General features: G+C 62.9%; 25 protein-coding genes. 15 read left to right on the top strand and 10 right to left on the bottom strand.

The genetic code is table 11. The features are described 5' to 3' along the window. Positions 1–2 precede the first annotated feature (2 nt). The 5 genes from trxA (at position 3) to fre (ending at position 5,270) form a co-directional block, all read left to right on the top strand. The gene (gene trxA, locus ACB039_RS17345) at positions 3–329 is read left to right on the top strand and encodes a thioredoxin TrxA (RefSeq protein ID WP_025328829.1); all 327 of its coding nucleotides are present in this window, start codon (positions 3–5) and stop codon (positions 327–329) included. A 206-nt stretch (positions 330–535) separates the two neighbouring features. Beyond that, entirely contained in the window at positions 536–1,801 is a 1,266-nt protein-coding gene (gene rho, locus ACB039_RS17340; protein WP_010672370.1) for a transcription termination factor Rho, read from the top strand. A 107-nt stretch (positions 1,802–1,908) separates the two neighbouring features. Continuing rightward, a complete protein-coding gene (locus ACB039_RS17335; protein WP_371166104.1) occupies positions 1,909–2,913 on the top strand; it encodes a hypothetical protein in 1,005 nt (334 codons plus the stop codon). A gap of 33 nt (positions 2,914–2,946) precedes the next feature. Beyond that, a complete protein-coding gene (gene ubiD, locus ACB039_RS17330; protein ID WP_025328827.1) occupies positions 2,947–4,416 on the top strand; it encodes a 4-hydroxy-3-polyprenylbenzoate decarboxylase in 1,470 nt (489 codons plus the stop codon). A 155-nt stretch (positions 4,417–4,571) separates the two neighbouring features. After that, positions 4,572–5,270 carry an NAD(P)H-flavin reductase gene (gene fre, locus ACB039_RS17325; RefSeq protein WP_005328900.1) on the top strand — a complete coding sequence of 233 codons (699 nt, stop codon included), beginning with the start codon at positions 4,572–4,574 and terminating at the stop codon, positions 5,268–5,270. Between the two features lie 103 nt (positions 5,271–5,373). On the opposite strand, the gene ACB039_RS17320 is transcribed toward fre, so the two are convergent. Next, positions 5,374–5,631 carry an accessory factor UbiK family protein gene (locus tag ACB039_RS17320; protein ID WP_041206692.1) on the bottom strand — a complete coding sequence of 86 codons (258 nt, stop codon included), beginning with the start codon at positions 5,629–5,631 and terminating at the stop codon, positions 5,374–5,376. Between the two features lie 301 nt (positions 5,632–5,932). Here ACB039_RS17320 and ACB039_RS17315 point away from each other — a divergent pair, with 301 nt between their 5' ends. Beyond that, positions 5,933–8,350, top strand: a complete 2,418-nt coding sequence (locus ACB039_RS17315) for a VolA/Pla-1 family phospholipase (RefSeq protein WP_371166103.1) — start codon at positions 5,933–5,935, stop codon at positions 8,348–8,350. 111 nt (positions 8,351–8,461) lie between these two features. On the opposite strand, the gene glpG is transcribed toward ACB039_RS17315, so the two are convergent. Both glpG and glpE read right to left on the bottom strand, forming a co-directional pair. Continuing rightward, positions 8,462–9,295: a rhomboid family intramembrane serine protease GlpG gene (gene glpG, locus ACB039_RS17310; RefSeq protein WP_371166109.1), complete on the bottom strand. Its 834-nt coding sequence runs from the start codon at positions 9,293–9,295 to the stop codon at positions 8,462–8,464. Between the two features lie 29 nt (positions 9,296–9,324). After that, on the bottom strand, positions 9,325–9,648 hold the full coding sequence (gene glpE / locus ACB039_RS17305; RefSeq protein WP_005330007.1) for a thiosulfate sulfurtransferase GlpE: 324 nt from the start codon (positions 9,646–9,648) through the stop codon (positions 9,325–9,327). Between the two features lie 167 nt (positions 9,649–9,815). Between glpE and ACB039_RS17300 the strand changes: the two genes are divergently transcribed. Next, complete coding sequence (locus ACB039_RS17300; RefSeq protein ID WP_371166102.1) at positions 9,816–10,409, top strand: LysE family translocator; 594 nt, start codon at positions 9,816–9,818, stop codon at positions 10,407–10,409. Here the strand turns inward: ACB039_RS17300 and ACB039_RS17295 are convergent. The 6 genes from ACB039_RS17295 to ACB039_RS17270 all read right to left on the bottom strand — a co-directional run bounded on the left by ACB039_RS17295 (position 10,388) and on the right by ACB039_RS17270 (position 16,110). Next, entirely contained in the window at positions 10,388–11,233 is an 846-nt protein-coding gene (locus tag ACB039_RS17295; RefSeq protein WP_371166101.1) for a helix-turn-helix domain-containing protein, read from the bottom strand. The two genes, ACB039_RS17300 and ACB039_RS17295, sit on opposite strands and share 22 nt — an antisense overlap. A 2-nt stretch (positions 11,234–11,235) precedes the next feature. Then, positions 11,236–11,937, bottom strand: a complete 702-nt coding sequence (locus ACB039_RS17290) for an ABC transporter ATP-binding protein (protein WP_005330014.1) — start codon at positions 11,935–11,937, stop codon at positions 11,236–11,238. A gap of 10 nt (positions 11,938–11,947) precedes the next feature. Continuing rightward, positions 11,948–12,736 carry a high-affinity branched-chain amino acid ABC transporter ATP-binding protein LivG gene (gene livG / locus ACB039_RS17285; protein WP_371166100.1) on the bottom strand — a complete coding sequence of 263 codons (789 nt, stop codon included), beginning with the start codon at positions 12,734–12,736 and terminating at the stop codon, positions 11,948–11,950. Next, positions 12,733–14,001 (bottom strand): high-affinity branched-chain amino acid ABC transporter permease LivM, encoded by a 1,269-nt coding sequence (locus ACB039_RS17280; protein WP_005330027.1) that lies wholly within the window; start codon positions 13,999–14,001, stop codon positions 12,733–12,735. Before ACB039_RS17280 ends, livG begins: the two co-directional genes overlap by 4 nt. Beyond that, positions 13,998–14,924 (bottom strand): high-affinity branched-chain amino acid ABC transporter permease LivH, encoded by a 927-nt coding sequence (livH, locus tag ACB039_RS17275; RefSeq protein WP_005330030.1) that lies wholly within the window; start codon positions 14,922–14,924, stop codon positions 13,998–14,000. The genes ACB039_RS17280 and livH overlap by 4 nt, the downstream gene beginning before the upstream one ends. Positions 14,925–14,988: 64 nt before the next feature. Next, entirely contained in the window at positions 14,989–16,110 is a 1,122-nt protein-coding gene (locus tag ACB039_RS17270) for a branched-chain amino acid ABC transporter substrate-binding protein (protein WP_041206698.1), read from the bottom strand. 435 nt (positions 16,111–16,545) lie between these two features. Between ACB039_RS17270 and ACB039_RS17265 the strand changes: the two genes are divergently transcribed. Next, entirely contained in the window at positions 16,546–17,550 is a 1,005-nt protein-coding gene (locus ACB039_RS17265; RefSeq protein ID WP_005330032.1) for a substrate-binding domain-containing protein, read from the top strand. A 72-nt stretch (positions 17,551–17,622) separates the two neighbouring features. Here ACB039_RS17265 and norR read toward each other — a convergent pair whose 3' ends face one another. After that, positions 17,623–19,146, bottom strand: a complete 1,524-nt coding sequence (gene norR, locus ACB039_RS17260; protein ID WP_371166099.1) for a nitric oxide reductase transcriptional regulator NorR — start codon at positions 19,144–19,146, stop codon at positions 17,623–17,625. A gap of 171 nt (positions 19,147–19,317) precedes the next feature. On the opposite strand from norR, the gene norV reads away from it, so the two are divergent. The 7 genes from norV (at position 19,318) to ACB039_RS17225 (ending at position 26,893) form a co-directional block, all read left to right on the top strand. Next, positions 19,318–20,799: an anaerobic nitric oxide reductase flavorubredoxin gene (gene norV / locus ACB039_RS17255; RefSeq protein WP_371166098.1), complete on the top strand. Its 1,482-nt coding sequence runs from the start codon at positions 19,318–19,320 to the stop codon at positions 20,797–20,799. Further along, positions 20,796–21,962 carry an NADH:flavorubredoxin reductase NorW gene (norW, locus tag ACB039_RS17250; RefSeq protein ID WP_182787009.1) on the top strand — a complete coding sequence of 389 codons (1,167 nt, stop codon included), beginning with the start codon at positions 20,796–20,798 and terminating at the stop codon, positions 21,960–21,962. The genes norV and norW overlap by 4 nt, the downstream gene beginning before the upstream one ends. Positions 21,963–22,013: 51 nt before the next feature. After that, positions 22,014–22,355, top strand: coding sequence for a DUF1971 domain-containing protein (locus ACB039_RS17245; protein WP_005330036.1), 342 nt, complete (start codon positions 22,014–22,016; stop codon positions 22,353–22,355). A 117-nt stretch (positions 22,356–22,472) separates the two neighbouring features. After that, on the top strand, positions 22,473–23,690 hold the full coding sequence (locus tag ACB039_RS17240; RefSeq protein ID WP_182787007.1) for a 4Fe-4S binding protein: 1,218 nt from the start codon (positions 22,473–22,475) through the stop codon (positions 23,688–23,690). A gap of 140 nt (positions 23,691–23,830) precedes the next feature. Next, positions 23,831–23,938, top strand: coding sequence for a tryptophanase leader peptide (gene tnaC / locus ACB039_RS17235; RefSeq protein WP_081805816.1), 108 nt, complete (start codon positions 23,831–23,833; stop codon positions 23,936–23,938). A gap of 203 nt (positions 23,939–24,141) precedes the next feature. After that, positions 24,142–25,608, top strand: a complete 1,467-nt coding sequence (gene tnaA / locus ACB039_RS17230; protein ID WP_182787005.1) for a tryptophanase — start codon at positions 24,142–24,144, stop codon at positions 25,606–25,608. A 70-nt stretch (positions 25,609–25,678) separates the two neighbouring features. Continuing rightward, complete coding sequence (locus ACB039_RS17225) at positions 25,679–26,893, top strand: aromatic amino acid transporter (protein WP_182787003.1); 1,215 nt, start codon at positions 25,679–25,681, stop codon at positions 26,891–26,893. The last annotated feature ends 103 nt before the right edge of the window (positions 26,894–26,996 follow it).

The following is a 26,996-nucleotide window of genomic DNA, read 5'->3' as shown; positions in this document are numbered from 1 at the left end:
AGATGAGTGACAAGATTGTTCAGCTGAGCGATGCCAGCTTCGAGGCCGATGTAATCAAAGCCGACAGCCCCGTTCTGGTCGATTTCTGGGCTGAATGGTGCGGTCCGTGCAAGATGATTGCCCCGATCCTGAACGAAGTCGCCCAAGAATATGCCGGTCGCGTGACCGTGGCGAAATTGAACATCGATCATAACGCCGACACTCCGCCCAAGTATGGCATTCGCGGTATCCCGACCCTCTTGCTGTTCAAGAATGGCGAAGTGGCAGCGACCAAGGTCGGCGCCCTGTCCAAGACTCAGCTGAAAGAGTTCCTGGACGGTAACCTGTAATAATCAAGAAGGAGCGCATTGCAATAATGCGCTCCTTGTGTTTTATCACCTAGACGCTCATCCCGATTGGTGCTAGTTTATCGCTCGTTTGCTAACCTTTTTGCCTGACTCTTTGCTTAACAGCAGCCTGGCAAGTCAAATCCGATCAGCATCAATCCAGCAGACTGTCTCCTCATTTCAATCCTTGCTTACAGACTTTCACCACTATGAATCTGACTGAATTAAAGAACACTCCTGTGTCCGAGCTGGTACAGCTTGGCGAATCCATGGGGTTGGAAAATCTGGCTCGGGCGCACAAGAAAGACATCATCTTCGCGATCCTCAAGGCGCACGCCAAGGGTGGCGAGGATATCTTTGGCGACGGTGTGCTGGAAATCCTGACCGACGGCTTTGGCTTCCTGCGCAGCGCAGACGGCTCCTATCTGGCAGGCCCGGATGACATCTATGTCTCCCCGAGCCAGATCCGCCGCTTCAACCTGCGTACCGGTGATACCATCTCCGGCAAGATCCGGCCGCCGAAAGAGGGTGAGCGCTACTTCGCGCTGCTCAAGGTCAACGACGTCAACTACGACCGTCCGGAAAACTCCCGCAACAAGATCCTGTTCGAAAACCTGACCCCCCTGCACGCCAACGAGCGTCTGCGCATGGAGCGTGGCAACGGTTCCACCGAAGATATCACCGCTCGTGTGCTGGATCTGGCTTCCCCGATTGGTAAAGGTCAGCGTGGCCTCATCGTCGCACCGCCCAAGGCCGGTAAGACCATGCTGCTGCAGAACATCGCCCAGAGCATCGCTTACAACCACCCGGACTGCGAACTTATCGTCCTGCTGATCGACGAGCGTCCGGAAGAAGTGACCGAGATGCAGCGCATGGTGAAGGGTGAAGTGATCGCCTCCACCTTCGACGAGCCTGCCTCCCGTCACGTCCAGGTTGCCGAGATGGTGATTGAGAAGGCCAAGCGCCTGGTCGAGCACAAGAAGGACGTGGTGATCCTGCTGGACTCCATCACCCGTCTGGCGCGCGCCTACAACACCGTCATCCCGTCATCCGGCAAGGTGCTGACCGGTGGTGTGGACGCCAACGCCCTGCATCGTCCGAAGCGCTTCTTCGGTGCGGCCCGTAACGTCGAGGAAGGCGGCAGCCTGACCATCATCGCCACCGCGCTGATCGATACCGGCTCCAAGATGGATGAAGTCATCTACGAAGAGTTCAAGGGTACTGGCAACATGGAACTGCACCTCTCGCGCAAGATTGCCGAGAAGCGCGTCTACCCGGCCATCGACATCACCCGCTCCGGCACCCGCAAGGAAGAGCTGCTGACCGCGCCGGACGAGCTGCAGAAGATGTGGATACTGCGCAAGATCATTCACCCCATGGGCGAGATCGACAGCATCGAGTTCCTCATCGACAAGCTGGCAGCCACCAAGACCAATGACGAGTTCTTCGACTCCATGAAGCGTCAGCAGAAATAACTGCATCTTGGAATGACAGAACCGCGGCCCAGGTCGCGGTTTTTGTTTATCTATTTCACGGCTGGCTTAGTAGTATGTAGCCTCGATGTCACAAGGAAAGGGACGTCATGAAGCTGGTATTTCTCATCGGACTCTGCTGGATGCTGGCTGCCCCTGTGCATGCTGATACCCTGCCGCAGCTGCAGGCACCTCTGGTGGCGGACGAGGGGTTGGAGGGGCACCGGGCGTACCTGGATAGCCGCATGGCATTGGGGCAGTTTGATGCCATGGACTCGCTGCTCGAGACCCTGTCGGTGGGGCAGCGGGAGTACTTGCTGCATCAGCTGCTGAGCGGGCTCAAGTCATCGGATGCACCCAGCCCCGCCCTGCTGGCCTGGGTGCGGGCGCAGGCCGCCAAGGCGCCGCAATGGCTGGTGGAGGGGGAGGTGGACGGTTTCCTGGTCCAGCTGCCCGCCTATGATTTTGCCGCCGAGGCCAGGCTGGTGCTCAGCCACTGGCAGCAACTGGCCTGGCAGGACAACTACCGCCAACTGCTGGAGCGGAACAGCTTCGACTACAAGCAGCTCTACTACAGCCGCAACCCTGAGCTGGCCCGGCAGCAACAGGCGCTGCTGGCCGTGCTCGATGACCAGCCCGTTCCAGTGCTGCGACGCGAGGCCGACCGGCTCGCCTCCCTCAATCTCTTCCTGCCTGACAACCAGTTGCTGCTGCACCTCATCGAGCGGACCGGTGACACCGCACTGTATCTGAAGCTGTGGCGCCAGCCCGTGGATCACGACAGCCTGACGGCCCTGCACTCCATTTCCCGCTTCCATACCGGCCAGGAGGCGAGCGATCTGCTGATCGCCGCCAGCCGCAACGGGCGGCTGATGATCCCCGCCTTGCAGCAGCTCAGCCGGCTTTCACCGCTGCCGGATGGTGCCCAGCAATATCTGCTGGCGGAGCTCGGCAGGCATCAATATGGCGGCCTGGTGGCCGGTCTGTTGTTGCAGATGGACGAGCCCAGGTTGCTGGGCCAGCTGGCAGATAGGCTTACCCGGCAGGAGCGGCGTCACACCTCGTCCGTGATGCTGCCCGATACGGGTACACCGGATGCGCGGCCAGGGTTATAATGCGGAACCTCCTGATCCCGCTAGGGTACCTGCATGAAATACAAGGACTTGCGTGATTTCATCGCGCAGCTGGAACAAACCGGACAGCTCAAGCGCATCAGCCGCGAGATAGACCCCTATCTGGAGATGACCGAGATCAGCGACCGCACCCTGCGTGCGGGCGGCCCGGCCCTGCTGTTCGAGAATCCCAAAGGTTACTCCATGCCGGTGCTGACCAACCTGTTCGGCACCCCGGATCGGGTCGCCATGGGCATGGGCCAACCCAACGTCGGTGCCTTGCGCCAGGTCGGGGTGTGGCTCTCTTACCTGAAGGAGCCCGAGCCGCCCCGCGGCCTCAAGGAGCTGATGGAGAAGCTGCCCATCTTCAAGCAGGTGCTCAACATGCCGACCAAGCGGCTCTCCTCCGCCCCCTGTCAGCAGGTGGTGCTGGAGGGAGACGCGGTGGATCTGGACCAGATCCCGATCCAGCACTGCTGGCCAGGTGACGTGGCCCCCCTGGTGACCTGGGGGCTGACTATCACCCGCGGTCCCTACAAGAAGCGCCAGAACCTCGGTATCTACCGGCAGCAGAAGATCGGCAAGAACAAGCTGATCATGCGCTGGCTGGATCATCGTGGGGGGGCCATCGATTTTCGCGAGTGGCAGGAGGCCCATCCAGGGGAGCGTTTCCCGGTGGCGGTGGCCCTCGGCGCCGACCCTGCGACCATACTCGGCGCTGTGACGCCGGTGCCGGACAGTCTCTCCGAGTACGCCTTCGCCGGCCTGCTGCGGGGCAGCCGCACCGAGGTAGTGAAGGCCCTGAGCTGCGATCTTGAGGTGCCCGCCAGCGCCGAGATCGTGCTGGAGGGCTATCTGGAGCCCGGCGAGATGGCGCCCGAGGGCCCCTATGGGGATCACACCGGCTACTACAACGAGGTGGACGAGTTCCCGGTGTTCACCATCACCCACATGACAATGCGTCGCGACGCCATCTATCACAGCACCTACACAGGCCGTCCACCCGATGAGCCCGCCGTGCTCGGAGTGGCATTGAACGAGGTGTTCGTGCCGTTGCTGCAGAAGCAGTTCCCCGAAATCGTGGACTTTTACCTGCCACCGGAAGGCTGCTCCTACCGGATGGCGGTGGTGACCATCAAGAAGCGTTATCCCGGCCATGCCAAGCGGGTGATGCTGGGGGTCTGGTCCTTCTTGCGCCAGTTCATGTACACCAAGTTCGTGATCGTCTGCGACGACGACATCAACGCCCGGGACTGGAAGGACGTGATCTGGGCCATCACCACCAGGATGGACCCGGCGCGGGACACCACCTTGATCGAACACACCCCCATCGACTACCTCGACTTCGCCTCGCCGGTCTCGGGGCTCGGCTCCAAGATGGGGCTGGATGCCACCAACAAGTGGCCGGGAGAGAGCAACCGGGAGTGGGGTCAGCCCATCGTCCAGGACGAGGCGGTGAAGCAGAAGATCGACGGGATCTGGGACGAGTTGAAGATCCTCGACTGAGCGACCCACCCGGGCTGGCGGCCATACCGACGCAAAAGTGCGGTATTGCCGTGCCGAATTGGGTATGCTCGACTGACTTGACCACCAACTGGTCGCCATAAAAACAGTGAAACCATGAGCGAAGCGGGCCGGGCAGGCCCCTCACAAGGACAAGAATGCAACGTATCAAGTGCCGCGTAGAGGAACTGCGCGAATATGTCGACACCATCTGGCACGTGGCCCTGACGCCGCAGCAAGCGGTGAGCTTCAAGCCTGGCCAGTATCTGCTGGTGGTGATGAGCGATTCGGACAAGCGCCCCTTCTCCATCGCCAACTCGCCGACCCGCTCCGGTGTGCTGGAGCTGCAGATCGGTGCCACCCCGGAAAATGCCTACGCCGGTCAGGTGCTGGCCCGCATGCGCGAGCAGGGAGAGATCGAGATCGAACTGGCGGCGGGCAAGGCGTTCCTGCGTGACGAATCGCCACGCCCCCTGATCCTGATGGCTGGGGGCACAGGTTTCTCCTACGCCCGTGCCATCCTGGAGTATCTGATCGATACCGGCAGCAAGCGCCCGGTGTTCCTCTACTGGGGCGTGCGCCAGGCGCACTGGCTCTATGAGCAGGGGCAGATGCAGCAGTGGGAGCGCGACTATGCGCCGCTGACCTTCATCCCCGTGGTACAGGAGCCTGAGGCGGACTGGACCGGCAAGACCGGCCTGGTGCACAAGGCCATCATGGATGACTTCGTCAGTCTGCATGACTACGACATCTATGTGGCCGGTCGCTTCGAGATGGCGGGTGCCGCTCGTGAGGAGTTCAAGGTGCTGGGTGCCGAGCCCGAGCGCATCTTCGGCGACGCCTACGAATTTATCTGAGCGCTAGCCGAGGGCGATTCACCAGTCTCTTCGGTGAGCCAGAAACAACAAACCCCAGCCAGGCTGGGGTTTGTCTTATGTGCCGACGGGACGTCGAGCCGGATTACTCGCCCTTGGCGCCGAGCTGCTGCTCGAGCTGGGCCAGCTTGGCCTCGAGGGCGGCCAGCTTCTCCCGGGTGCGCAGCAGCACCTTGGTCTGCACGTCGAACTCCTCGCGGCTGACCAGATCCAGCTTGCCCAACTGGGCCTGCAGCACCTGACGAGTCTTCTTCTCCACCTCTTCACCCATGCTGCGAATGCCGGGCGGCAGGGCGTTGTGTATCTGTTTGGCGATCTCTTCCAGTTTTTTCGGGTCGATCATGGGGTTCTCCTTGAGCAATGGCGCCATTCTACCGACAAATCCCTCTCTTTGCCGAGATCGGGGCGGCTTTTTGCGCCACTGGCCCTGAAAGGCTCTGGTCGGGTCTGGCGATAACAGTAAGGCTGCTACCCTTTCTCGTCCGGGTTCAATTCCAGTTCCTTGATGTTGTACACAAAAAAATCAGATCAGATGACCGACCAGAGGCTTATTAATTGTTGCGTTGCTGTTAATATGATTCGGTCGGGTTTGGACCCTACCCCGTCAGGCTCATCATGGATAACAACATAAAAGAGATAAGGATATGAAAAAAAAGCTAATTTATGCGGCCGTTGTCAGTGCGCTGCTGAGCGGTTGTGGTGGCAGTGACGACAACAAAGGCGATACCTCAAGCTATCTCGATTATCTGCTGAGCGGCACCAATGCGGCGCGCCCTAGCGCCCTGGCTGCCCGTGCCAGTGACGGCACCCTGAAGTTCTCGACCGAAACGGCCGATCTCTCCAATCCAGTCTCCGCCCTCTCCACCCTGGATGGCTGGTCCACAACCCAGGCGATCCAGATAGTGCCCGTGACTGCCTCGGGCATCACCGTCAAGGCGCCAGCCGCCGGCGAATTCGGTGCTTCCGTGGCCCCGCTCTACCTGCTGGAGCTGGAATTCGACAGCGCCGCCCTGCGCCCGAGTGGCGTGAAGAAGGTGCTGGCCTACGGGGTAGACTTCGTGGTCGCCGAGTCGGCGGGCAAGCTGAACCTGGTGCCGCTCAAGCCGCTCAATCCCTCTTCCTACTACATGATAGTGGCGACCGATTCGCTCAAGGACAGCAGCGGCAACCCCCTGCGGGCGGGTAGCGACTACAGCAACTACAAGACCAGCACCGGCAGCAATGCCCAAGAGCAGACCATCAGCGGCCTGATCGCGCTGCAGGAAGGGCTGTTCAAGGCGGCTACCGGCATCACCAGTGACCACGTGATCTTCTCCGACTGGTTCGGTACCCAGTCCGGCGCCGACGTGCTGGTGGCGGTGAAAGGGGCGGCCGCCTCCGTGCTGAAGAGCCCGACCCTGGACGCTGCCGCCCTGTGGAAGCAGGATGCCCTGGGCAACACCAGCCTGCCGGGTACCTACACCCTGGCGGTGAGCGGTGGCAACCCCTTCCTGACCCAGCTAGATGCAGAGCCCTTCCTGCCGCAAGAGCAGAAGGATGCGTTGGCCGCCGCCTTTGGTACCGGCACCCCGCTCAACGGCCTGGCCCAGATGACCACGGTCTATACTGGCACCGTCAAGCTGCCCTACTTCCTCTCCTCTCCGGCCACTGCCGGCTCCTGGGACAAGGCCAGGACCCAGTCCTGGCACGGCGCCATCCCCAGCCTCTACGCCATCGCCAATGCACTGAAGGCCCAGGATGCCGAGGTGATCGGCGGCCTGGTGGGCGCCGGTGTGGATCCGGCTCTGCTGGGCGAGCTCATCGCCGATCCGAGCCGTCAGGCCGAGTTGCTGGCGGAGGCGAGCAAGCTGATCGGGGTGACCCTCACCTCCGGCGGCAAGCCGCTGGATCCCGAGATGAACATAGGCCGCTTCAACCCGCTGCCGGCGCTGGAAGAGGTGCAGTCCGTGCCGATGCGGATCTTCGCCGCCGCGCCGCTGACAGCCATCACAGACGTGATCATCTATCAGCACGGCGTCACCTCGGTGAAGGAGAATGCCTACGCGCTGGCATTGGGCCAGATTGGCGCCGGCGCTCAGGCGAGCAAGAACGTGGCCGTGGTGGTGATCGATCATCCGCTGCACGGTGAGCGCGGCTTCGCCCTGACTGGCAGCATGGACTCGGTGACCACCTCCGACAACCCGACCCCCTACCTGAACCTGAGCTACCTGACGGTGGCGCGCGACAACCTGAAACAGAGCGTGGCGGATCTGCTGGGCCTGCGTCTGGCGGTGGGGCTGGCCAATGCCAAGGGTGCCATCGGCACCACAGGCAGCCTCAAGGTGCACTTCCTGGGTCACTCCCTGGGTGCCATCGCGGGCGCCAACCTGCTGGCGGTGGCCAACCAGTCCATCGGCAATCCCCAGGCCGATGCCCTGTTCAAGTTCGACACCGGCGGTCTGGCGATGCCGGGGGGCGGCATTGCCCCGCTGCTGCTGAACTCGCCGACCTTTGGCCCGACGATCCAGATGAGCGTGCTCACCGGTAGCAGTGCCGCCCTGAAGACGGCCTTCACCGCCTATGCGCCGAACTGCAAGACCGCGGTGCCGACCTGCTTCGTCAACGAGTTCCTGCCGAGCCTGGATGCAACCACTCAGGCGAGCGCGGCCGGTACCCTGCAGAGCTACAGCTTTGCAGCTCAGTCGGTGCTGGATTCGGCGGATCCGATCAACCTGGGTCGCGGCATAGCGGCGGACTTCCCGCTGTTTGCCACGGAAGTCGTCGGCGATGGCGCCCTGAGCCTGTCGGATCGGGTGATCCCGAACAGCATTGCCACCGCGCCCCTGGGTGGCACCGAGCCGCTGTTCAAGGTGCTGGCACTGCAACCCCTGAGCGCGACCGGCGCGGCCAACCACCACGCTGCCCGCTTCGTGGCGGGGGGACACAGCTCGCTGCTGGCACCGGACGAGAACTTCGATCCGACCGGCGCCGTCACCACCGAGATGCAGACCCAGTTCGGCAGCTTCTTCGCGAGCGACGGCGCCATGGTCAAGGTGACCGACGGCAGCCTGCTCAAGCAGTAAGCCTGTCGGCCAATAACAACGCCGCCCCTGGGGGCGGCGTTTTGTTTTCTGGCGAAACACTGTGGCAGCAGGCTGCGGCACATTGTTGGACACCCTGCCGACAACAACGCTTCAAACGGGCCTGTGATGCCTGTCCAGCCAGCCTTGCAGCAGGCCGACCAGCAGACCCACCAGATGGGCCATATTGGCGGTGGGGGTACCGAGCATGTCGAAGAAGCCGAGTACCAGCCAGATCAGCATGAAGCCCATCAGGGCCGGCGGCATGGTGAGGCCGCAGGCGGGCTGCAGTCTGGCACGCAGCCAGCTGTAGCCGAGCAGGGCATAGACCACCCCGGATAGGCCGCCAAAGCGCGGGCCACTCACGAAAAACTCGGCGATATTGGGCAATGCAGCGCCGACGATGAGCAGGATGAACAGCTTGCCGCTGCCGAGCCGCTGCTCGATCTGGCCGCCGAGATACCACCACCACAGCAGGTTGAACACCAGGTGCAGCACCGAGAAGTGGATGAAGGCCGGGGTGACGTAGCGCCAGGCCTGCCAGTCGGTGAACTGGGCCAGGGTAGGGTGGAATGCCAGCTCGTCGAAGATGGGCAGGCCGATGGCATCCAGGGCATAGATGGCCAGGCAGGCGATGATGACCACCAGGGTCAGGGGGCCCGCCTGATGGAGGAAGTCGGTGACCGGATCCGTCATCCCCTTGCTGTAGTCGATGCGGGCATCCGCCCGGCCGGATTGCCAGGAGGCCTCCATGTAGCGGGGGTGATTGGGCTCGGCAAGGAAGCGCTTCACCTCCTGCTGGGCCTGGGCGAGGCGCCGCTCGTCCGCCAGCCAGACGGAGACGCCGAGCTCGGACTGGGTCAGCTCGCACGGGATGCCCAGGGTGGCGAGGTAATCCACCAGCGCCTGGGCCATGCGGGCGTCCCCCAGCACCAGCAGCTGGATCATGCCGGCCGGGGAGGTGTGGCCCGCCCCTGTCATGCGTCGCCTGCCTGGATCGGGAACTCCCTGCGCCAGGCCTCGAAGCCGCCGTCCAGGCTGTAGACGGCGTCATAGCCCTGTTGCAGCAGATACTGGGCCGCCCCCTGGCTGCTGTTGCCGTGATAGCACATCACTATGACCGGTGTATCGAAGTCCACCTCGTTCATGAAGCGAACCAGGGTACCGTTGGTGAGGTGGAAGGCGCCGACCGCGTGGGCCGTCTCGAAGGATTGGGGATCGCGAATGTCCACGAGACGGGCCTCACCGGCCTCCAGCTTCTGGTGGGCATCTTGGGCGCTGATATGGGCAAACTGGTCCATTGAGATGTCCTGCAAATAGATGATTGAGAGCCAGTTTACCGCAAGCCGGGGCCGGCGCTAAGCCCGCAATGCGCCTCGCCATGTGCCGCAGGATCGCAATTTCCTTCAATATTGGCTTGGGTGGGCCGGATAGGCTGGTGACTCAATCCTTTGCGTGAGTCTCATCCATGGAAATCAGTCTGTTGTTGTCCATGTCCGGGTTTGCCCTGGCCATGTCCATCTCCCCCGGCCCGGTCAACCTGGTCGCCCTCGGCACCGGCGCCCGTTACGGCTTCCCGGCCAGCCTGCGCCACGTGGTGGGGGCGACCCTCGGCTTCATTTTCCTGCTCCTGCTGATGGGGTTGGGCCTCGGCGGTGCCCTGTCCCAGTGGCCGGTAGCGGCGGGCGCCATCCACTGGGGCGGCGTGCTTTTTCTCTGTTACATGGCCTGGCAACTGCTGGTGGACAGGGGGCAACTGGAGCGGGTCGAGGGGGCGCCCCCCGCCTTCTGGTACGGGGCCCTGATGCAGTGGCTCAATCCCAAGGCCTGGCTGGCGGCCAGCATGGGCATGGGGGCCTATGGTGTCGCGGGCGGGGTGGGGCAGATCGCCCTGTTTACCGCTATTTATCTGGTGATCTGCCTCGGCTCCATCGCCTGCTGGGCCTATGCCGGCAGTTGCATGCAGGGGCTGCTGCTCGTGCCTCGCCGAATGCGCTGGTTCAACCGGGCCATGGCGCTCTTGTTGCTGCTCAGCGCCGCCTATCTGGTGCGTTCAGCCTGACGGGTGAGCTGGGTCCTGTACTGGCCCGGGGTGGCGGCGACCCGACGTTTGAACTGGCGCTGGAAGTGGGCCTGATCCGCGAAGCCGCTGGCCAGGGCGACCTCGGCCAGGGGCTGCCCCTGCCTGAGCAGGGTGCGGGCGTGGCGGATGCGCCTATCCAGCAGATAGGCGTGGGGGGTCATGCCGTAATGGTGGCTGAAGGCGCGCACGAAGTGGGAGGGAGTGAGCCCGGCCACGGCGCTCAGTTCGGCAAGGCTGAGGGGGCTGGCGCTGTCGTCCTGCATCAGCTCGGCAGCCCGTTGCAGGTGCTGGGGCGGGCGATCGTCCCAGCTGGCCGGGGTGAGCCTCGCCAGCAACTGGCGACTGAACAGGTGGCAGGCCACCTCGCGGGCCAGGGGATCCGGCCCTTGCACCAGCTGGTGATGGAGGTGCTGCAAACCCTGATAGAGCAGGGGATCCCGGCTTGCCGTCATGTCGAAGGGCCTGAACTCGCTGCCAAGTCCCGCTTCCTCCTGCTGGCTGCGCAGCCAGTCGGTATCGAGGTAGAACATCAGATAGGACCAGGGCTGATCCGCGATGGGATTGCAGGCGTGCACCTCTTCCGGGTTCATCAGCACCAGGGAGCCCGGGCCGACCTCCTGAAGGCTGCGCTGGTTGAGGTAGTGGCTGTGGCCGCCGGTGATGGCGCCGATGGAGAAGTGGGGGTGGCTGTGCTTGTCGTAGCAGACGTGGCGGCCATCCTGCACCGCCCGCGCCTCGATGAAGGGCAGGGCAGGGTCGTGCCAGAAGCTGTGTCTGTCCGGCGCTTTCTCTGCCCTGCTCATGATCAGCCGCCGAGATAGGCCTGGCGCACTGCCGGGTTGGCGAGCAGGGCCGCCCCGGTGTCTTGCAGCACCACCCGGCCGTTTTCCAGCACATAGCCCCGATCCGCCAGTTTGAGCGCCTGGTTCGCGTTCTGCTCCACCAGGAAGATGGTCATCCCCTTCTGGCGCAGCTGCTCTATGGTGTCGAAGATCTGCTGGATGATGATGGGGGCCAACCCCAGGGAGGGCTCGTCCAGCAGCAGCAGGCGCGGCTTGCTCATCAGGGCGCGGCCGATGGCCAGCATCTGCTGTTCGCCGCCGGACATGGTGCCAGCGCGCTGCTCCAGCCGCTCGTGCAGGCGCGGGAACAGGGTGAATACCTGATCCAGCAGGCCGTGTTGCTCGGCCTTGTCGACGAAGAAGGCCCCCATCAGCAGGTTCTCCTGCACCGTCAGGCGGGCGAAGATGCGGCGCCCCTCCGGCACCACGGCGATGTCCTTGCGCATGATGCGGGCCGTGCTGAGGGTGTTGATCTGTTCCCCCTCGAACCAGATGGAGCCGCTGCTGGGCTTGGGTTCGCCGCACAGTGTCATCAGCAAGGTGGTCTTGCCGGCGCCGTTGGCGCCGATCAGGGTGACGATTTCCCCCTCTTTTACTTCGACGCTGACGTCGTGCAGCGCCTGGATCTTGCCGTAGTGGGTCGATACGTTGCGAAGTTCTAACATCTTTTTGTCCTTACGACTCGCCCAGATAGGCCTTGATCACGGCCGGATTGTTGCGGATTTCATCCGGCTTGCCGTGGGCCAGCGGGGTGCCCTGGTTCACCACGAAGATGCGGTTGGAGATCTCCATCACCAGCTTCATGTCGTGCTCGATGAGCAACACGGAGACGCCAAACTCATCCCTCAGGTTGGAGATGAGTTCGTTGAGCTCGTCGGTCTCGTGCGGGTTGAGACCGGCGGCCGGCTCGTCCAGCATCAGCAGCTCGGGCCGGGTCGCCATGCAGCGGGCGATCTCGAGACGGCGCTGCTGGCCATAGGCCAGGTTGCCGGCGGCGCGGTTCGCGAGATCCTTGAGGCCCACCTTCTCCAGCCAGAAGGCGGACTGCTCCAGCCCCTCTTTCTCGGCACGGCGGAAGGCCGGGGTCTTGAACAGGCCGGCGATGAAGCCGGTATTGAGATGCCTGTGCTGGGCCACCAGCAGGTTCTCCACCGCCGTCATCTCCTTGAACAGGCGCACATGCTGGAAGGTGCGCACTATGCCCTTGCGGGCGATGAGATGGCCGGGCAATCCCTGGATCTCCTCGCCACGGTAGCGGATGGTGCCACCGGTCGGGCGATAGAAACCGGTCAGGCAGTTGAAGATGGTGGTCTTGCCCGCCCCGTTGGGGCCTATGATGGAGATCACCTCGCCCTTGTCCACATCCAGCTTGACGCCGTTGACCGCCAGCAAGCCGCCGAAGCGCATCGACAGATCCGAGACGTCGAGCAATTTGTTGTTGGTATTGTTGTTCAGCTTGCTCATTTGCGCAGCTCCATATGGGGTCGGCTCATGGGCAGCAGTCCCTGCGGCCGCCAAATCATCATGAACACCATCAAGAGGCCGAACATCAGCATGCGGTACTCGTTGAACTCACGGGCCAGCTCAGGCAGCACCGTCATGACGATGGCCGCCAGCACCACCCCGATCTGGGAGCCCATGCCGCCCAGCACCACGATCGCAAGGACGATGGCCGACTCGATGAAGACGAAGGACTCCGGGCTGATGAAGCCCTGGCGCGAGGCGAAGAAGCTGCCGGCGAAGCCCGCGAAGCAGGCGCCTATGGTGAAGGCGGTCAGCTTGATGATGGTGGGGTTGAGCCCCAGTGACTTGCAGGCAATCTCGTCTTCCCGCAGCGCCTCCCAGGCACGGCCCAGCGGCATGCGCAGCAGGCGGTTGATGACGAACAGGGTCGCCACCACCAGCACCAGCGCCATCAGGTAGAGGAAGATCACCTTGTGGTTCGCGTTGTAGGCGATGCCGAAGAACTCGTGGAAGGTCTCGAAGCCCCCGTCCTTGACGGTACGGTTGAACTCCAGGCCGCCCAGGGTCGGCTTGGGAATGCCGGAGATGCCGTTCGGGCCGCCGGTCAGCGTGGTCATGTTGTTGAGCAGGATGCGGATGATCTCGCCAAAGCCCAGGGTGACGATGGCCAGATAGTCTCCCCTCAGCCGCAACACCGGGAAGCCGAGCAGGAAGCCGAAGGTGGCCGCCATCAGGCCGGCGATGGGCAGGCACTCCCAGAAGCTCAGGCCGAAGTAGGTATTGAGCAGGGCGTAGCTGTAGGCGCCGACCGCGTAGAAGCCGACGTAACCGAGATCCAGCAGGCCGGCGAGGCCCACCACCACGTTCAGGCCCAGGCCCAGCATGATGTAGATGAGGGCCAGGGTGGCCAGATCGATGGCACCGCGCGAGGCCATGAAGGGCCAGCTGACCGCAAACAGCAGCACCAGGATGGCGGTGATGTTATAGAGCTTGGGCGCCTCCTCCGGGCTCGGCAGCACCAGCTTGGTGAAGCCGACGGAGAAGCCGCTGATGGAGGCCTGGAACAGGCGACTGATTTGGCCGCGCATCAGCTGGAACCAGAACACCAGGGCGGCGCCCCCCAGCAGCCAGGCCAGGGAGACATCGAGCCGGCTTACCACCAGCAGGCGGGAGCCATCGGTCTCCAGCTTGAAGCCGAGTAGCCAGAAGGAGAGCACCAGCAGCATCAGGCTGGCGATACAGGCATGGATAAATTGTTTTTTCATACCTTCTCGACCTCCGGACGACCCAGGATGCCGGTGGGCATAAAGAGGAGCACAAAGATGAGCAGGGCGAAGGCCATCACATCCTTGTATTCGGTGCTGAGGTAACCGGCGGTGAGCGCCTCGACGACGCCGAGCAGCAGGCCGCCGATCACGGCGCCAGGAATGCTGCCGATGCCGCCCAATACCGCTGCCGTAAACGCCTTAAGACCGGCCATAAAGCCGAGGTAGGGGTTGATGACGCCGTAATACATGCCGAGCAGCACGCCCGCGACGGCGGCCAGGGCCGCCCCGAGCACGAAGGTGATGGAGATGACCACATGGGTATCGATACCCAGCAGGTTGGCCATCTTGATGTCTTCCGAACAGGCGCGGCAGGCGCGGCCCATGCGGGATCGGTTGATGAACTGGGTCAGCGCCAGCATGGTGATGAAGGTCACCACGAAGATGATGAGCTGCATGTAGGAGAGACTGGCCTGGAAGCCGTCCTCACCACCCAGGGTCCAGCCCCCGGAGATCAGGGTGGGCATGGCGATATCGCGCGAGCCCTGTGCCATCCGCATCATGTTCTGCAGGAAGATCGACATGCCGATGGCGGAGATGAGGGGGATGAGGCGGTTGCCGCCCCGCAGTGGACGATAGGCCACCCGCTCTATGGACCAGCCATAGCTGCCGGTGATGATGATGCTCACCAGGAAGGCGCCGCCCAGCAGCAGCACAGTGCTGTCGATGCCCATCATCGTGAGCCCCGCCATCACCATGAAGGCGACATAGGAACCGATCATGTAGACCTCGCCGTGGGCGAAGTTGATCATGCCGATGATGCCGTAGACCATGGTGTAGCCGATGGCGATCAACGCATAGGTGCTGCCTATGGTCAATCCGTTCAGCAACTGCTGAACCAGATAAAGAAGGTGTTCGGACATACCGCGTTCCCTGTACTTGCCCGCAAAGAAAGGAGGGGTGACTCATGTCACCCCGACCGGCAGATTATTTGACTTGAGTGGAGGTACCGTCGGCGTGCCACTGGAACACACCGAATTCGAAGCCCTTGAGGTCACCGTTCGGTGCCCAGCTCAGGGGGCCCATGACGGTGTCGACCGGTGCGGCCTTGATGGCGGCAGCCACGGCAGCCGGATCATCCTCACCCGCCTTGGCGATGCCGGCCGCCAGGGTCTGTACCGCTGCATAGGTGGTCCAGACGAAGGGACCTGAAGAGTCCTGACCCTTGGCCTTGAACGCTTCCACGATGGAGGCGTTGGCAGGCAGCAGATCGTACTTGTTCGGCAGGGTGACCAGCAGGCCTTCGGACGCCGGGCCGCCGATGGCGGAGATGTCCTTGTTACCCACCCCTTCCGGACCCATGAACTTGGCCTTCAGACCCTTCTCGCCGGCCTGGCGCAGGATCAGCCCCAGTTCCGGGTGGTAGCCGCCGTAGTAGACGAAATCGACGTTCTCTTTCTGCAGCTTGGCGATCAGGGCGGAGAAGTCCTTGTCCCCGGCGGTGATGCCTTCAAAGGCCACTACCTTGACGCCCGCCTTGTCCAGCGCCGCCTTGACGCTGGAGGCGATGCCTTCACCGTACTGCTTCTTGTCGTGGATGACGGCCACGCGCTGGGGTTTGACCTGCTCGATGATGTACTTGGCGGCGGTCGGGCCCTGGTCGCTGTCCAGACCGATGGTGCGCATGGTCAGCTGGTAGCCACGCTCGGTGATCTTGGGGTTGGTGGACGCCGGGGTCACCATCAGCACGCCTTCATCTTCATAGATGTCGGAGGCGGGCAGGGTGTTGTCTGAGCAGAGGTGGCCGACCACGAACTTGACGCCGTCGTTGATCACCTTGTTGGCGATGGCCACGGCCTGCTTGGGATCGCAGGCGTCGTCATAGATGACGGCTTCGATCTGCTTGCCCTTGATGCCGCCCGCCTTGTTGATCTGCTCGACCGCCATCTTGCCACCGGTGAACTGCATGTCACCGTACTGGGCGACCGGGCCGGTCAGGGGGCCGGCGATGCCGATCTTGATGGTATCGGCCGCATTGGCCATGGAGACTGATCCAAACAGAGCCAAAGAAACCGCTGCCCTGACTGCCATTTTGCTCAAGTTATTCATTGATTCGTCCCTTAATCAGTGGATTGTTTCATTTTCCGTGTGTCATTCCGAGCCTGTGTCCCGCCAGCCCGGCAATAGATAAGGTTCTATCATTCCTCGCCGTGCAATAACAAGATGTTAAAGATACTAACCATGCGGGGGTGGTAAGCCATTTTATGAAACAAATGCCCTGCCGTTTCACTATTGATAGAGTTTAATTTTGTTTTTGTCGGTTAACATCTTCACAACAAGAGGTGTGTGCGGAAAAAATCAGAGTAAAAAACTGACGATATTTCATTCTGCGTCCGCTCTCATTTTGACCAAATTCCGTTTGCGCAAAAAGAAATGACCGCCTAGATTAGCCAAGATTGACAATTCACTGGCAGCTCTCGTTAAAACCAAGCCTTTATTCGGGAAATCTGCTACTGTTCCGCCTTTGTTATTCAGGAGACAGAGATGGCCACTATCAAGGATGTCGCCTCCCGGGCAGGCGTATCCATCTCCACCGTCTCACATGTACTCAATCACACCCGTCGGGTCAGCGAAGATGCAACCCAGAAAGTGCTTGAGGCGGTGGCAGAACTCAACTACGCGCCCAATTCGGTAGCGCGCAGCCTCAAGATCAATTCAACCAAGACCATCGGCATGCTGGTCACCACCAGTGCCAACCCCTTCTTCGCGGAAGTGGTGCAAGGGGTGGAAGCCTATTGCTTCGAGCAGGGTTATAGCCTGATCCTGTGCAACACCGAGAACCAGCCCCCCCGTCAGCAGCATTATCTGCGCATGTTGATGGAGAAGCGGGTCGACGGCTTGCTGGTGCTGGGGACCGACATCGACACCCCGCTGCGCGACATGCTGCGCATCCACAAGAACGTGCCTCAAGTGGTGCTGGACTGGGGAACCGAGTGTGATTTCGCCAACGTCATCAACGACAACGCCCGCATCGGTGCGCGCCTGGCCGTGCGCCATCTGCTGGAGCAAGGTCACACCAGCATCGTCTGCATCACGGGCCAGATCGACAAGCCGACCACCCAGCAACGGCTGGACGGGGTGCGTGACGCCCTGGGCGAGCAGGGGCTGACCCTGAAGGATGAGCAGATCTTCGAAGGGGATTACGAGAGCCAGAGCGGCTACGATGCCATGCAGCGGATCCTGGCCCTCACGCCTCGCCCGACGGCGGTGTTTGCCTTTGACGATCCCATGGCCATCGGTGCCATCTGCGCCGCCTGGGAAGCCGGAGTCAAGGTGCCTGACGACATCTCCATGATCGGCTACGACGACGTGGAGATGGCGCGCTTCTCCAGCCCGCCGCTCACCACCATTCGCCACCCCAAGGCCGAACTCGGCCTGCTGGCGGTGCAGCAACTGGTGAGCCGGATCCGCAACAAGGCGCTGGAAGTCGAGTCCATGACGGTCCAGCCCGAGCTGATCGTTCGCCGCTCGGTCAAGTCCCTGCGCTGATCGCCACTGCGGTTGCCCCCAAACCCCCTCCCTCGCGAGGGGGTTTTTGTTTATGGGGCTCGCCTCAGTGCCTCAGGGCTTGAGGCCGAGCCGTTTGGCGAGCCGGTGCAGGTTGCCGCCGTCCAGCTCCAGTGCCCGGGCGGTGGCGGCCCAGTTGCCCTGGTGGGCCGCCAGGGTCTGCTCGATCAGCGCGAGCTGGAAGGCGTCGGTGGCGGCGCGCAGGCCAGGGCCGCCGGGCAAGGGGGCAACTGGCGCGATGGCGGGGCTGGTGGAGGGGGGCAGAGGACCGGTCGCCAGGTTGAAGTGATGGCTGGCGAGGGTCGGGGCCTGGCTGCCCTGTTCGGCCCGGGCCAGCACGGCGGCGCGGTGGATGGCGTGCTCCAGCTCGCGCACGTTGCCCGGCCAGTCGTGGCGTTCGAGCAGTTGCAGTACACCGGGCAGGATGCGCAGCCGCTCCAGCCCCAGGCTGACCCGGCAGCGTTCGCAAAAATAGCCGGCCAGCAAGGGGATGTCGCCGGGGCGCTCCCGCAGCGCCGGGGCCTGGATCGGGAACACGCTCAGGCGGTGGTAGAGATCGGCCCTGAACTGCCCCTCCACCACCGCCTGCTTCAGATCCCGGTTGGTGGCGGCCAGGATGCGCACATTGACCTTGAGGGGGGTGTCGTCACCGATGCGTTGCAGATCGCCGTATTGCAGCACCCGCAGCAGCTTGGCCTGCAGCGGCAGAGAGAGCTCGCCGATCTCGTCGAGAAACAGGGTGCCCTTGTCCGCAAGCTCGAACTTGCCTGCCCTGTGGTGAATGGCGCCGGTGAAGGCCCCCTTCACGTGGCCGAACAGCTCGCTCTCCGCCACCGATTCCGGCAGGGCGGCGCAGTTGAGATAGACAAGGGGCGCCTTGGCTCGGGGTGAACCCTGATGCACCGCCTTGGCGATCAGCTCCTTGCCGACCCCGGTCTCCCCCAAAATCAGCACGTTCAGCTCCGAGCTCGCCACCACGTCTATCTCGTGGCGCAGCCGTGCCATGGCGGGGGAGTGGCCTATCATCTCCGGCTGGCCCTCGGCATGGGGGGTCGAGGCGAGCGGCTCGCTGCTCTGGCGGGCGAGTCGCTCCAGCAGCAGGGCGTTGCTGAGGGCGGCGGCGGCCAGGGCGCCCACCAGCCGCAGCTCCTCGTCGCTGATGCCGTCGAACTGGGCCGGATTCATGCCGTCTATGGTCAGGGCGCCGATCAGCGTCTGATCCGAGAACAGCGGCAGGCCGACGCAGGCGTGCACCTTGAAGTCGTCGTGATCCGGCAGCAGGCCGTCATAGGGGTCGGGCAGGCTGCTGTCGGCTGGGAAGCGCACCACGTCGCCAGCCCGGGCGATGGCCTCCATGCGCGGGTGATCCCGCAAGGCGAAGCGGCGACCCAGCACGTCCTGCATCAGGCCGTCGATGGCCAGTGGAATGAACTGGCCCCCCTCGTAGCGCAGCAGGGCCGAGGCGTCCGAGTGCAGCAGGCTGCGCACGCTCTGGATCAGGCGGTGGAATCTGTCCTGATGGGAGATGCCGAGTTGCAGGTCGAGGGCGATGCGCGCCAGGCGGTCGGTCGAGATCACGATAATTGTCCAAATGACAGTTTGTTTGTGAATATGACTATATATGGTGGCTGTCCAAATGACAATTTTGGTTTTTTGTTACCATTAAAAACAATAGGTTACGAGTTGGCACGTCCGCTGCAATAGGGAATTCAGTCACACATTCACTATTGCCTGCTGAGGAACTGCCTGATGAGCATTCACGTCAAAAACAACATCCACTGGGTCGGCCAACGGGACTGGGAGGTACGCGACTTCCACGGCACCGAGTACAAGACCCACAAGGGCACCAGCTACAACAGCTACCTCATCCGTGAAGGGAAGAACGTGCTGATCGACACCGTCGATCACAAGTTCAGCCGCGAGTTCGTGCAGAACCTGGCGGCAGAGATCGATCTCGCCTCCATCGACTTTGTGGTGATCAACCACGCCGAGGAGGATCACGCCGGCGCCCTGACCGAGCTGATGGCCCGCATCCCCGGCACCCCCATCTACTGCACCCACAACGCCATCGACTCCATCACCGGCCACCACCACCACCCTGAGTGGAACTTCCAGCCGGTCAAGACCGGCGACAGCCTGGATATCGGCAACGGCAAGCAGCTGGTATTCATCGAAACTCCCATGCTGCACTGGCCCGACAGCATGATGACCTACATGACCGAGGATGCGGTGCTCTTCTCCAACGACGCCTTCGGCCAGCACTATTGCGACGAACACCTGTTCAACGACGAGGTGGATCAGACCGAGTTGATGGAGCAGTGCCAGCGTTACTACGCCAACATCCTCACCCCCTTCAGCCCGCTGGTGACCGCCAAGATCAAGGAAGTGCTCGGCTTCAACCTGCCTGTGAGCATGGTGGCCACCTCCCACGGTATCGTCTGGCGCGAGGATCCCACCCAGATCATCCTCAAATACCTGGAGTGGGCCGACCACTATCAGGAGGATCGCATCACCCTGTTCTACGACTCCATGTCCAACAACACCCGCATGATGGCCGACGCCATCGCCCAGGGCATCCACGAGGTGGATCCGGGCGTGGCGGTGAAGATCTTCAACGTGGCACGCCACGACAAGAACGAGATCCTGACCCAGGTGTTCCGCTCCAAGGGGATACTGGTGGGCTCCTCCACCATGAACAACGTCATGATGCCCAAGGTGGCTGGCATGCTCGAAGAGATTACCGGCCTGCGTTTTCGCAACAAGCGCGCCGCCGCTTTCGGCAGCTACGGCTGGACCGGCGGCGCGGTGGATCGCATCCAGACCCGGCTGATGGACGCGGGCTTTGACATCAGCCTCTCCCTCAAGGCCAAGTGGCGCCCGGATGGTTCGGCGCTGGCCGAGTGCCGCGAGCACGGTCGCCAGCTCGCCCGTCAGTGGGCGCTGCATCCGCTTGAGGCATCCCGCCCGATCACCACAACCCAGACGGCGGTGACGCCTGCCCCGGTGATCGCCAAGGCGCCGCAAGCCGTACCGGCCGCCGGTGAATGGGACGACGACCAGCCCATGCTCTGCACCGTCTGCCAGTGGGTCTATGACCCGGCTCTCGGCGAGCCGGATCAGTTGGTGGCACCTGGCACCCCCTGGGCCCAGGTACCTGACAGCTTCCTCTGCCCGGGCTGCGGCATCGGCAAGGAGGTATTTGAACCCTGTGGGGCGGAGGCCTGTGTATGAATGCAGCAACCCTGAGTGACGCCGGTGCCAGCCGGGAGATAGTGGTGATCGGCAGCGGCTTTGCCGCCCAGCAGCTGGTCAAGAGTTTGCGCAAGCTGGATGGGGAGCAGCCCATCCGTCTCATCACCGCCGACAGCGGCGACGAGTACAACAAGCCGGATCTCAGCCACGTGGTGAGCCGGGGCTGCGCCGCCGCCGCCATGACCCGGCAGAGCGGCAGCGACTTTGCCGAGCAGCAGCGCGTCACGCTGCTGCCCCACTGCCCGGTACTGGGCATAGATCCCGCCCGGCGGGTGGTGCTGACCGGACAGGGAGAGTTCCCTTACGGCCAGCTGGTGCTGGCCACCGGTGCCAGCGCGGCGCGACCCGACCTGCCGGGCAGCGAGCATCTGGTCACCCTCAACAGCCAGCAGGAGTATGCCGCCGCCGAGGGAGCAATCCAGCATGCCCGCCGCATCCTGGTGCTGGGGGCCGGCCTCATTGGCTGCGAGCTGGCGATGGACATGGCGAGCGATGGCCGCGAGGTCACCCTGCTGGATCTGGCCGACAGCCCGCTCAGTGCCCTGCTGCCCGCCACCCTGACCCAGCCGTTGCAACAGGCGCTGCGCTGCCAGGGCGTCAGCCTGCAGCTCGGGTTGGGCATCGCCAGGATAGACGCCCAGCCTGGCGATGGCTGGCGCGTCACCCTGACCGATGGCCGCGTCAGCGAACAGGATCTGGTGATCGCCGCGATCGGCCTTAGGCCGAACCTGACCCTGGCCCGGCAGGCCGGGCTGGAGGTGGAGCGCGGCATCCTGGTCGACGACAGGCTGCAGACCAGCGATCCCCATATCTTTGCACTGGGGGATTGCGTGCAGTGGCGAGGCCAGCTGCTCCCCTTCCTGCAACCCATAGTGCTGGGAGCCAATGCGCTGGCGCGCACCCTGCTCGGCACGCCGACCCCGCTGACCCTGCCGCCCATGCTGGTGAAGGTGAAGACCCCGCGCTACCCGCTGCAACTGGCGGGCCGCACCCGGGGTGAGGATCTCGCCTGGCAGTGCCGCTGGAACAGCCACGGCATGGTGGCCGAGGCGCGCGACGAAGCCGGCGAGCTGTGCGGCTTCGTGGTGGGGGGCGATCAGATGAGCGCCGCCTTCCCGCTGCTGCGTCAGCTGCCCCGTTAATCCTTTTCATTGCACCGGCCGGGGCGACCCGGCCACTCGAGGAGAACTGATATGGCCATGCAACTGATCCCGTCTCACTGGGTGGTGCGTCGTTCCACCCCCTTCTTCACCCGCGAGAATGTGCCCCAGGCCCTGCTCACCCACCACAACACCGCGGCCGGGGTGTTCGGCCAGCTCTGCGTGATGGAGGGGTCCGTGACCTACCACGGTTTTGCCGACGAACAGGCCGAGGAGCCGGAGCTGAGCCTGGTGATCCGGGCCGGGGAGTTTGCCACCAGCCCGCCCCGGTACTGGCACAGGGTCGAGCTGTCGGAGGACGCTCGCTTCAACATCCACTTCTGGGCCGAGCAGGCCGAGTCCGATCAACCCCTGTTCAACAGCCGCAAAGGATGAGCGCCGGCGGGGGACAATCCTGTGGAATGCCCCCTCTGCCCATGCAGATCAAAACAATCAACTCAGATGTTCGTTATCCTGCCACCCTTATCCGAATGAGTTCCATGAGGGAGAGGCATGAGCCTGATTGAAGCCATGACCATGGCCGCCGGCCTGGTCTATCTGGTGCTGCTGGTGTGGCAGGTGCGATCCGGTTGGCCGTGGCGCCTCGCCCTCGGCCTGTTGTTCCTGCTCTGGCTGGTGGCGACGGACAGCCTGCTCTGGCTCGTGTTGGGGCTGGTGGTCGTCCCCCTCGCCCTGTGGCACAGATACAGACCGCAGCCGGCACTCGGCGAGCTCGGCAGCCAGCCGCTGCGGGCCTGGGCCCGCCATCTGCTGCTGCTCTGCTGGGGGCTGGTGGCGGTGCAATATGGTCTGCATGTCTGGCAGCTGGGTCAGGGGACGAGTCCCTGGTTGGTTCGCCCGGACGTGGTGGACGGCTTCCTGCCCATCGCCGGCGGGCTCGGGCTGCGGGCCTGGCTTGGGCAGGGGCTGGTGGATCCGCATCATCCGGCGGCCACCATTACGGTGCTGGTGCTCAGTCTGTCGGCCCTGCTGCTGGGGCGGGCGTTCTGCGCCTGGTTCTGCCCCCTGGGGGTAGTGGGGGAGTGGCTGCACGGCCTGCGCAACCACCTGCTGCCGGGGGAGTGGACGCCGCCGCGCTGGCTGGATTGGCTGCTGCGGGCCCAGAAATTCCTGGTGCTCGGCTTTTTGCTCTTCATCATATTGCTGGCGGTGCCCGCCGCAGCTCTGCCGGGCTATCTCGCCAGCCCTTACCATCAGGCCGCAGACATGAAGATGGGGGCCTTCTTCTTCAACCTGTCCCTGGTCTCCGGCCTCTGCCTCGGCTGGGTGCTGCTGCTCACCGCTACCTTCCGCCAGGGCTTTTGCCGTTATCTCTGTCCCTATGGCGCCTGGCTCGCCCTGCTCGGTCTGCTGACGCCCCTGCGCATTCGCCGTGACCCGGTCCGCTGCCTGCGAAGTTCCGGCCACGACTGCGACAAGTGCAGCCGGGCCTGCCCGTCACGCATTCAGGTGCACCAGCTCATCGCGGTGCGAAGCCTGGAGTGCACCAGTTGTCTGAGCTGCGTCGCCGCCTGCCCCAGGCGGGCCGATGCGCTGCACCTTGGCACACCACGCCGCCGGCTCAGCCCCCGGCGGTTGCTGGGGCTGCTCTGCCTGTTGCTGCTGGTGTTGCCGCTGCTCTCCTACGGCCTGTTGGATATCTGGGTCAGCCAGACACCGCTGGCCGACCGTCATGACTTGTTGCAGCGGTTGCCCTGGCTGAATCATTGAGCCATCGGCCAGGGAGAGCGTGCGTCAGGGAGGCGCGAGCCGGGGTGTATAAAAATCCCCCGTCAAACTGTTAGCGCCATCCCAAATTGTTCATGTTGCAATTGATCATATGCAAGGGCTCACCATAATGGACCCTGTTAATGGGCGTTGTTAATTCCAACCAGATGAGCAACAACATGCATATCAAGGTCAGCTATCCCAAGTGGTTTACCCTGGACCATAAAATTGCGTTCTTCTTCCCGCTGTAATATCCCCCGCGGTGCTTGTGCATTTATCTGGATGCAACGAGTCCGTCTGAATACCTAATCTGAAATAATCTGCACCTTCATTCACCTTGTTTATTGGCGAGGCGATGTCGTGCACCCGATCTCATTATTTGCTACCTGCCAACTGCTTATTGATGGCGGGTGATGAGATTCATCCTGAATATTTAAAGCAAGGGTGTCTATCCATGGAAAACTTCAAGCATCTTCCCGAACCGTTCCGCATTCGTGTCATCGAGCCGGTCAAGCGAACCACCCGTGCCTACCGGGAGGAGGCCATCGTCCGGGCGGGCATGAACCCCTTCCTGCTGGACAGTGAAGACGTCTTCATCGACCTGCTGACCGACAGTGGCACCGGCGCCATCACCCAGGACATGCAGGCTGCCATGCTGCGCGGCGACGAGGCCTACAGCGGCAGCCGCAGCTACTACGCCCTGCAGCGGGCGGTGCAGGAGATCTTCGGTTATTCCCTTACCATCCCGACCCACCAGGGACGCGGTGCCGAGCAGATCTACATCCCGGTGCTGATCAAGAAGCGAGAGCAGGAGAAGGGGCTGGATCGCAAGAAGATGGTGGCGCTCTCCAACTACTTCTTTGACACCACCCAGGGTCACACCCAGATCAACTGCTGCGTGGCGAAGAACGTCTACACCAAGGAGGCGTTCGACACCTCGGTCACCGCCGACTTCAAGGGCAACTTCGATCTGGTCAAGTTGGAGGAGGCCATCCTGGAGGCGGGTCCCGCCAACGTGCCCTACATCGTCAGCACCATCACCTGCAACTCCGCCGGTGGCCAGCCGGTCTCCATCGCCAACCTGAAGGCGGTGTACGCCATCGCCCGCAAGTACGACATTCCGGTCATCATGGACTCGGCCCGCTTCGCCGAGAACGCCTACTTCATCCAGCAGCGCGAGCCCGGCTACGCCGACTGGAGCATAGAGGCGATCACCCTGGAGTCCTACAAGTACGCCGACGGCCTCGCCATGTCGGCGAAGAAGGATGCCATGGTGCAGATGGGGGGGCTGCTCTGCTTCAAGGATGACAGCATGCTGGACGTCTACACCGAGTGCCGCACCCTGTGCGTGGTGCAGGAAGGCTTCCCGACTTACGGCGGTCTGGAAGGGGGCGCCATGGAACGGCTCGCGGTGGGCTTGCGGGACGGCATGCGCCAGGACTGGCTGGCCTATCGTATCGGTCAGGTGCAGTACCTGGTGGATGGCCTCGAGGCCATCGGCGTGGTGTGCCAGCAGGCGGGGGGCCACGCGGCCTTCGTGGATGCGGGCAAGCTGCTGCCCCATATCCCGGCGTATCAGTTCCCGGCCCACGCCCTGGCGTGCGAGCTCTACAAGGTCGCGGGCATCCGTGCGGTGGAGATCGGCTCCCTGTTGCTGGGACGGGATCCCGTTACCGGCAAGCAGCACCCCTGCCCGGCGGAGCTGCTGCGTCTCACCATACCGCGTGCCACCTATACCCAGACCCACATGGACTTCGTCATCGAGGCCTTCGGCGAGGTGAAGAAGAACGCCAGGAACGTGAAGGGGCTCGACTTCATTTATGAGCCGGCGGTACTGCGCCATTTCACTGCCAGACTGAAAGAGGTCGACAATAACAAGCAAGCGACCAGCAACAAGAATGAAAAATTAATAGAAGCATAATGAGTCAGGGGCACTTTATCGGGTGCCCCTTTTTTTTCGCAGCTCTGTGAAATTTCGGGAGTGACAACACATGACATCGAAACCATCCGTGACGGGAGGGGCCTGCATTATTGCCAGCGTCTGTGTCGGCGCCGGCATGCTGGGATTGCCGAGTGCGGGGGCGGGCGCCTGGACCAGCTGGTCATCGCTGGCCATTATTCTAACCATGATCATCATGACGGTCTCCGGCTGGATGTTGCTGGAAGCCTTCAAGCCCTATGAATTGACCGCCTCTTTTAATTCGGTGACCAAGGATCTGCTCGGTCACAAAATAAATGTCTTCAACAATCTGACGGTCTATTTCGTCGGCGGCATTCTGCTGTACGCCTATATCACCTCCTCGGGTCTGATCCTGAGCGGCCTGCTCGGCATCAATAGCCAGTTCGCCTCCGTGCTGTTCGTTCTGGTGTTCTCCTGCTTCGTCTGGCATTCGACCCGGGCGGTGGATCGGATTTCGGTCGTCTTGATCGCCTTTATGGTGCTGAGCTTCGTGTTCGGGGTATCGGGCCTTGCCGCCAACATAGACGCGACCAGGCTGTTCCACTCCCTCACCGAGGAGCTGGGTCAGGCGCCCTATGCCCTGGCCATGTTGCCGGTGGCGCTGACGTCCTTCGGCTACCACCACTCGGTGGCGTCGATGCGGGCCTATTACGGCGAGGAGCAGAAGGCCAAGCAGGCGATCCTGGGGGGCACCCTGATAGCCCTGGCGCTCTACCTGCTGTGGCTGCTGAGCATCTTCGGCAATCTGCCCCGCAGTGCCTTCGGCCCCGTTATCGCCAAGGGGGGCGACGTCGATGTGCTGCTCGGGGCGCTGGCCTCGGTGATCGAATCCAAGCGGGTATCCAACGCCATCAACCTCTTCTCCATGGCGGCCATCCTCTCCTCCTTCATCGGGGTCGGGCTCGGGGTATTCGACTATCTGGCGGATCTGTTCAAGTTCGACAACAGCCGCGCCGGCCGTGCTAAGTCCTGGGGTGTGACCTTCCTGCCACCTCTGCTGCTCTCCTTGCTGTTCCCCTTCGGTTTCGTGGTGGCCATCGGTTATGCCGGGGCCGCGGCGACCGTCTGGGCCTGCATCATTCCTGCCCTGCTGGCGAAGAAGTCCCGGGAGCTGGCGCCACAAGGGGGCGGTTTCAAGGCGCCTGGCGGCCAGCCCATGGTGGTGGCCGTCATCGTCTTCGGGGTGCTGACGGCGGCCTTTCACCTGATGGCGATGGCGGGCATGTTGCCCATCTATACGGGATAACCTGGATCCTCCGGGAAAGCGACACGGGGCGCCTGCGGGCGCCCTTGTCGTGTCCGGGGCCAGAGACGCCCCGAACTTGGGGGTAGCGGTCGGACATCGCCCC

Source organism: Aeromonas sp. S2(2024) (assembly GCF_041402505.1).
Taxonomy (GTDB): Bacteria; Pseudomonadota; Gammaproteobacteria; order Enterobacterales; family Aeromonadaceae; genus Aeromonas; species Aeromonas media.
The sequence above is the reverse complement of the archived record's forward strand: the minus strand, read 5'-3'. Positions and strand labels throughout refer to the sequence as shown.

Coding starts and splice junctions, on each gene's coding strand:
- trxA (WP_025328829.1), top strand. CDS start 3: ATGAGTGACAAGATTGTTCAGCTGAGCGATGCCAGCTTCGAGGCCGAT.
- rho (WP_010672370.1), top strand. CDS start 536: ATGAATCTGACTGAATTAAAGAACACTCCTGTGTCCGAGCTGGTACAG.
- ACB039_RS17335 (WP_371166104.1), top strand. CDS start 1,909: ATGAAGCTGGTATTTCTCATCGGACTCTGCTGGATGCTGGCTGCCCCT.
- ubiD (WP_025328827.1), top strand. CDS start 2,947: ATGAAATACAAGGACTTGCGTGATTTCATCGCGCAGCTGGAACAAACC.
- fre (WP_005328900.1), top strand. CDS start 4,572: ATGCAACGTATCAAGTGCCGCGTAGAGGAACTGCGCGAATATGTCGAC.
- ACB039_RS17320 (WP_041206692.1), bottom strand. CDS start 5,631: ATGATCGACCCGAAAAAACTGGAAGAGATCGCCAAACAGATACACAAC.
- ACB039_RS17315 (WP_371166103.1), top strand. CDS start 5,933: ATGAAAAAAAAGCTAATTTATGCGGCCGTTGTCAGTGCGCTGCTGAGC.
- glpG (WP_371166109.1), bottom strand. CDS start 9,295: ATGATCCAGCTGCTGGTGCTGGGGGACGCCCGCATGGCCCAGGCGCTG.
- glpE (WP_005330007.1), bottom strand. CDS start 9,648: ATGGACCAGTTTGCCCATATCAGCGCCCAAGATGCCCACCAGAAGCTG.
- ACB039_RS17300 (WP_371166102.1), top strand. CDS start 9,816: ATGGAAATCAGTCTGTTGTTGTCCATGTCCGGGTTTGCCCTGGCCATG.
- ACB039_RS17295 (WP_371166101.1), bottom strand. CDS start 11,233: ATGAGCAGGGCAGAGAAAGCGCCGGACAGACACAGCTTCTGGCACGAC.
- ACB039_RS17290 (WP_005330014.1), bottom strand. CDS start 11,937: ATGTTAGAACTTCGCAACGTATCGACCCACTACGGCAAGATCCAGGCG.
- livG (WP_371166100.1), bottom strand. CDS start 12,736: ATGAGCAAGCTGAACAACAATACCAACAACAAATTGCTCGACGTCTCG.
- ACB039_RS17280 (WP_005330027.1), bottom strand. CDS start 14,001: ATGAAAAAACAATTTATCCATGCCTGTATCGCCAGCCTGATGCTGCTG.
- livH (WP_005330030.1), bottom strand. CDS start 14,924: ATGTCCGAACACCTTCTTTATCTGGTTCAGCAGTTGCTGAACGGATTG.
- ACB039_RS17270 (WP_041206698.1), bottom strand. CDS start 16,110: ATGAATAACTTGAGCAAAATGGCAGTCAGGGCAGCGGTTTCTTTGGCT.
- ACB039_RS17265 (WP_005330032.1), top strand. CDS start 16,546: ATGGCCACTATCAAGGATGTCGCCTCCCGGGCAGGCGTATCCATCTCC.
- norV (WP_371166098.1), top strand. CDS start 19,318: ATGAGCATTCACGTCAAAAACAACATCCACTGGGTCGGCCAACGGGAC.
- norW (WP_182787009.1), top strand. CDS start 20,796: ATGAATGCAGCAACCCTGAGTGACGCCGGTGCCAGCCGGGAGATAGTG.
- ACB039_RS17245 (WP_005330036.1), top strand. CDS start 22,014: ATGGCCATGCAACTGATCCCGTCTCACTGGGTGGTGCGTCGTTCCACC.
- ACB039_RS17240 (WP_182787007.1), top strand. CDS start 22,473: ATGAGCCTGATTGAAGCCATGACCATGGCCGCCGGCCTGGTCTATCTG.
- tnaC (WP_081805816.1), top strand. CDS start 23,831: ATGGGCGTTGTTAATTCCAACCAGATGAGCAACAACATGCATATCAAG.
- tnaA (WP_182787005.1), top strand. CDS start 24,142: ATGGAAAACTTCAAGCATCTTCCCGAACCGTTCCGCATTCGTGTCATC.
- ACB039_RS17225 (WP_182787003.1), top strand. CDS start 25,679: ATGACATCGAAACCATCCGTGACGGGAGGGGCCTGCATTATTGCCAGC.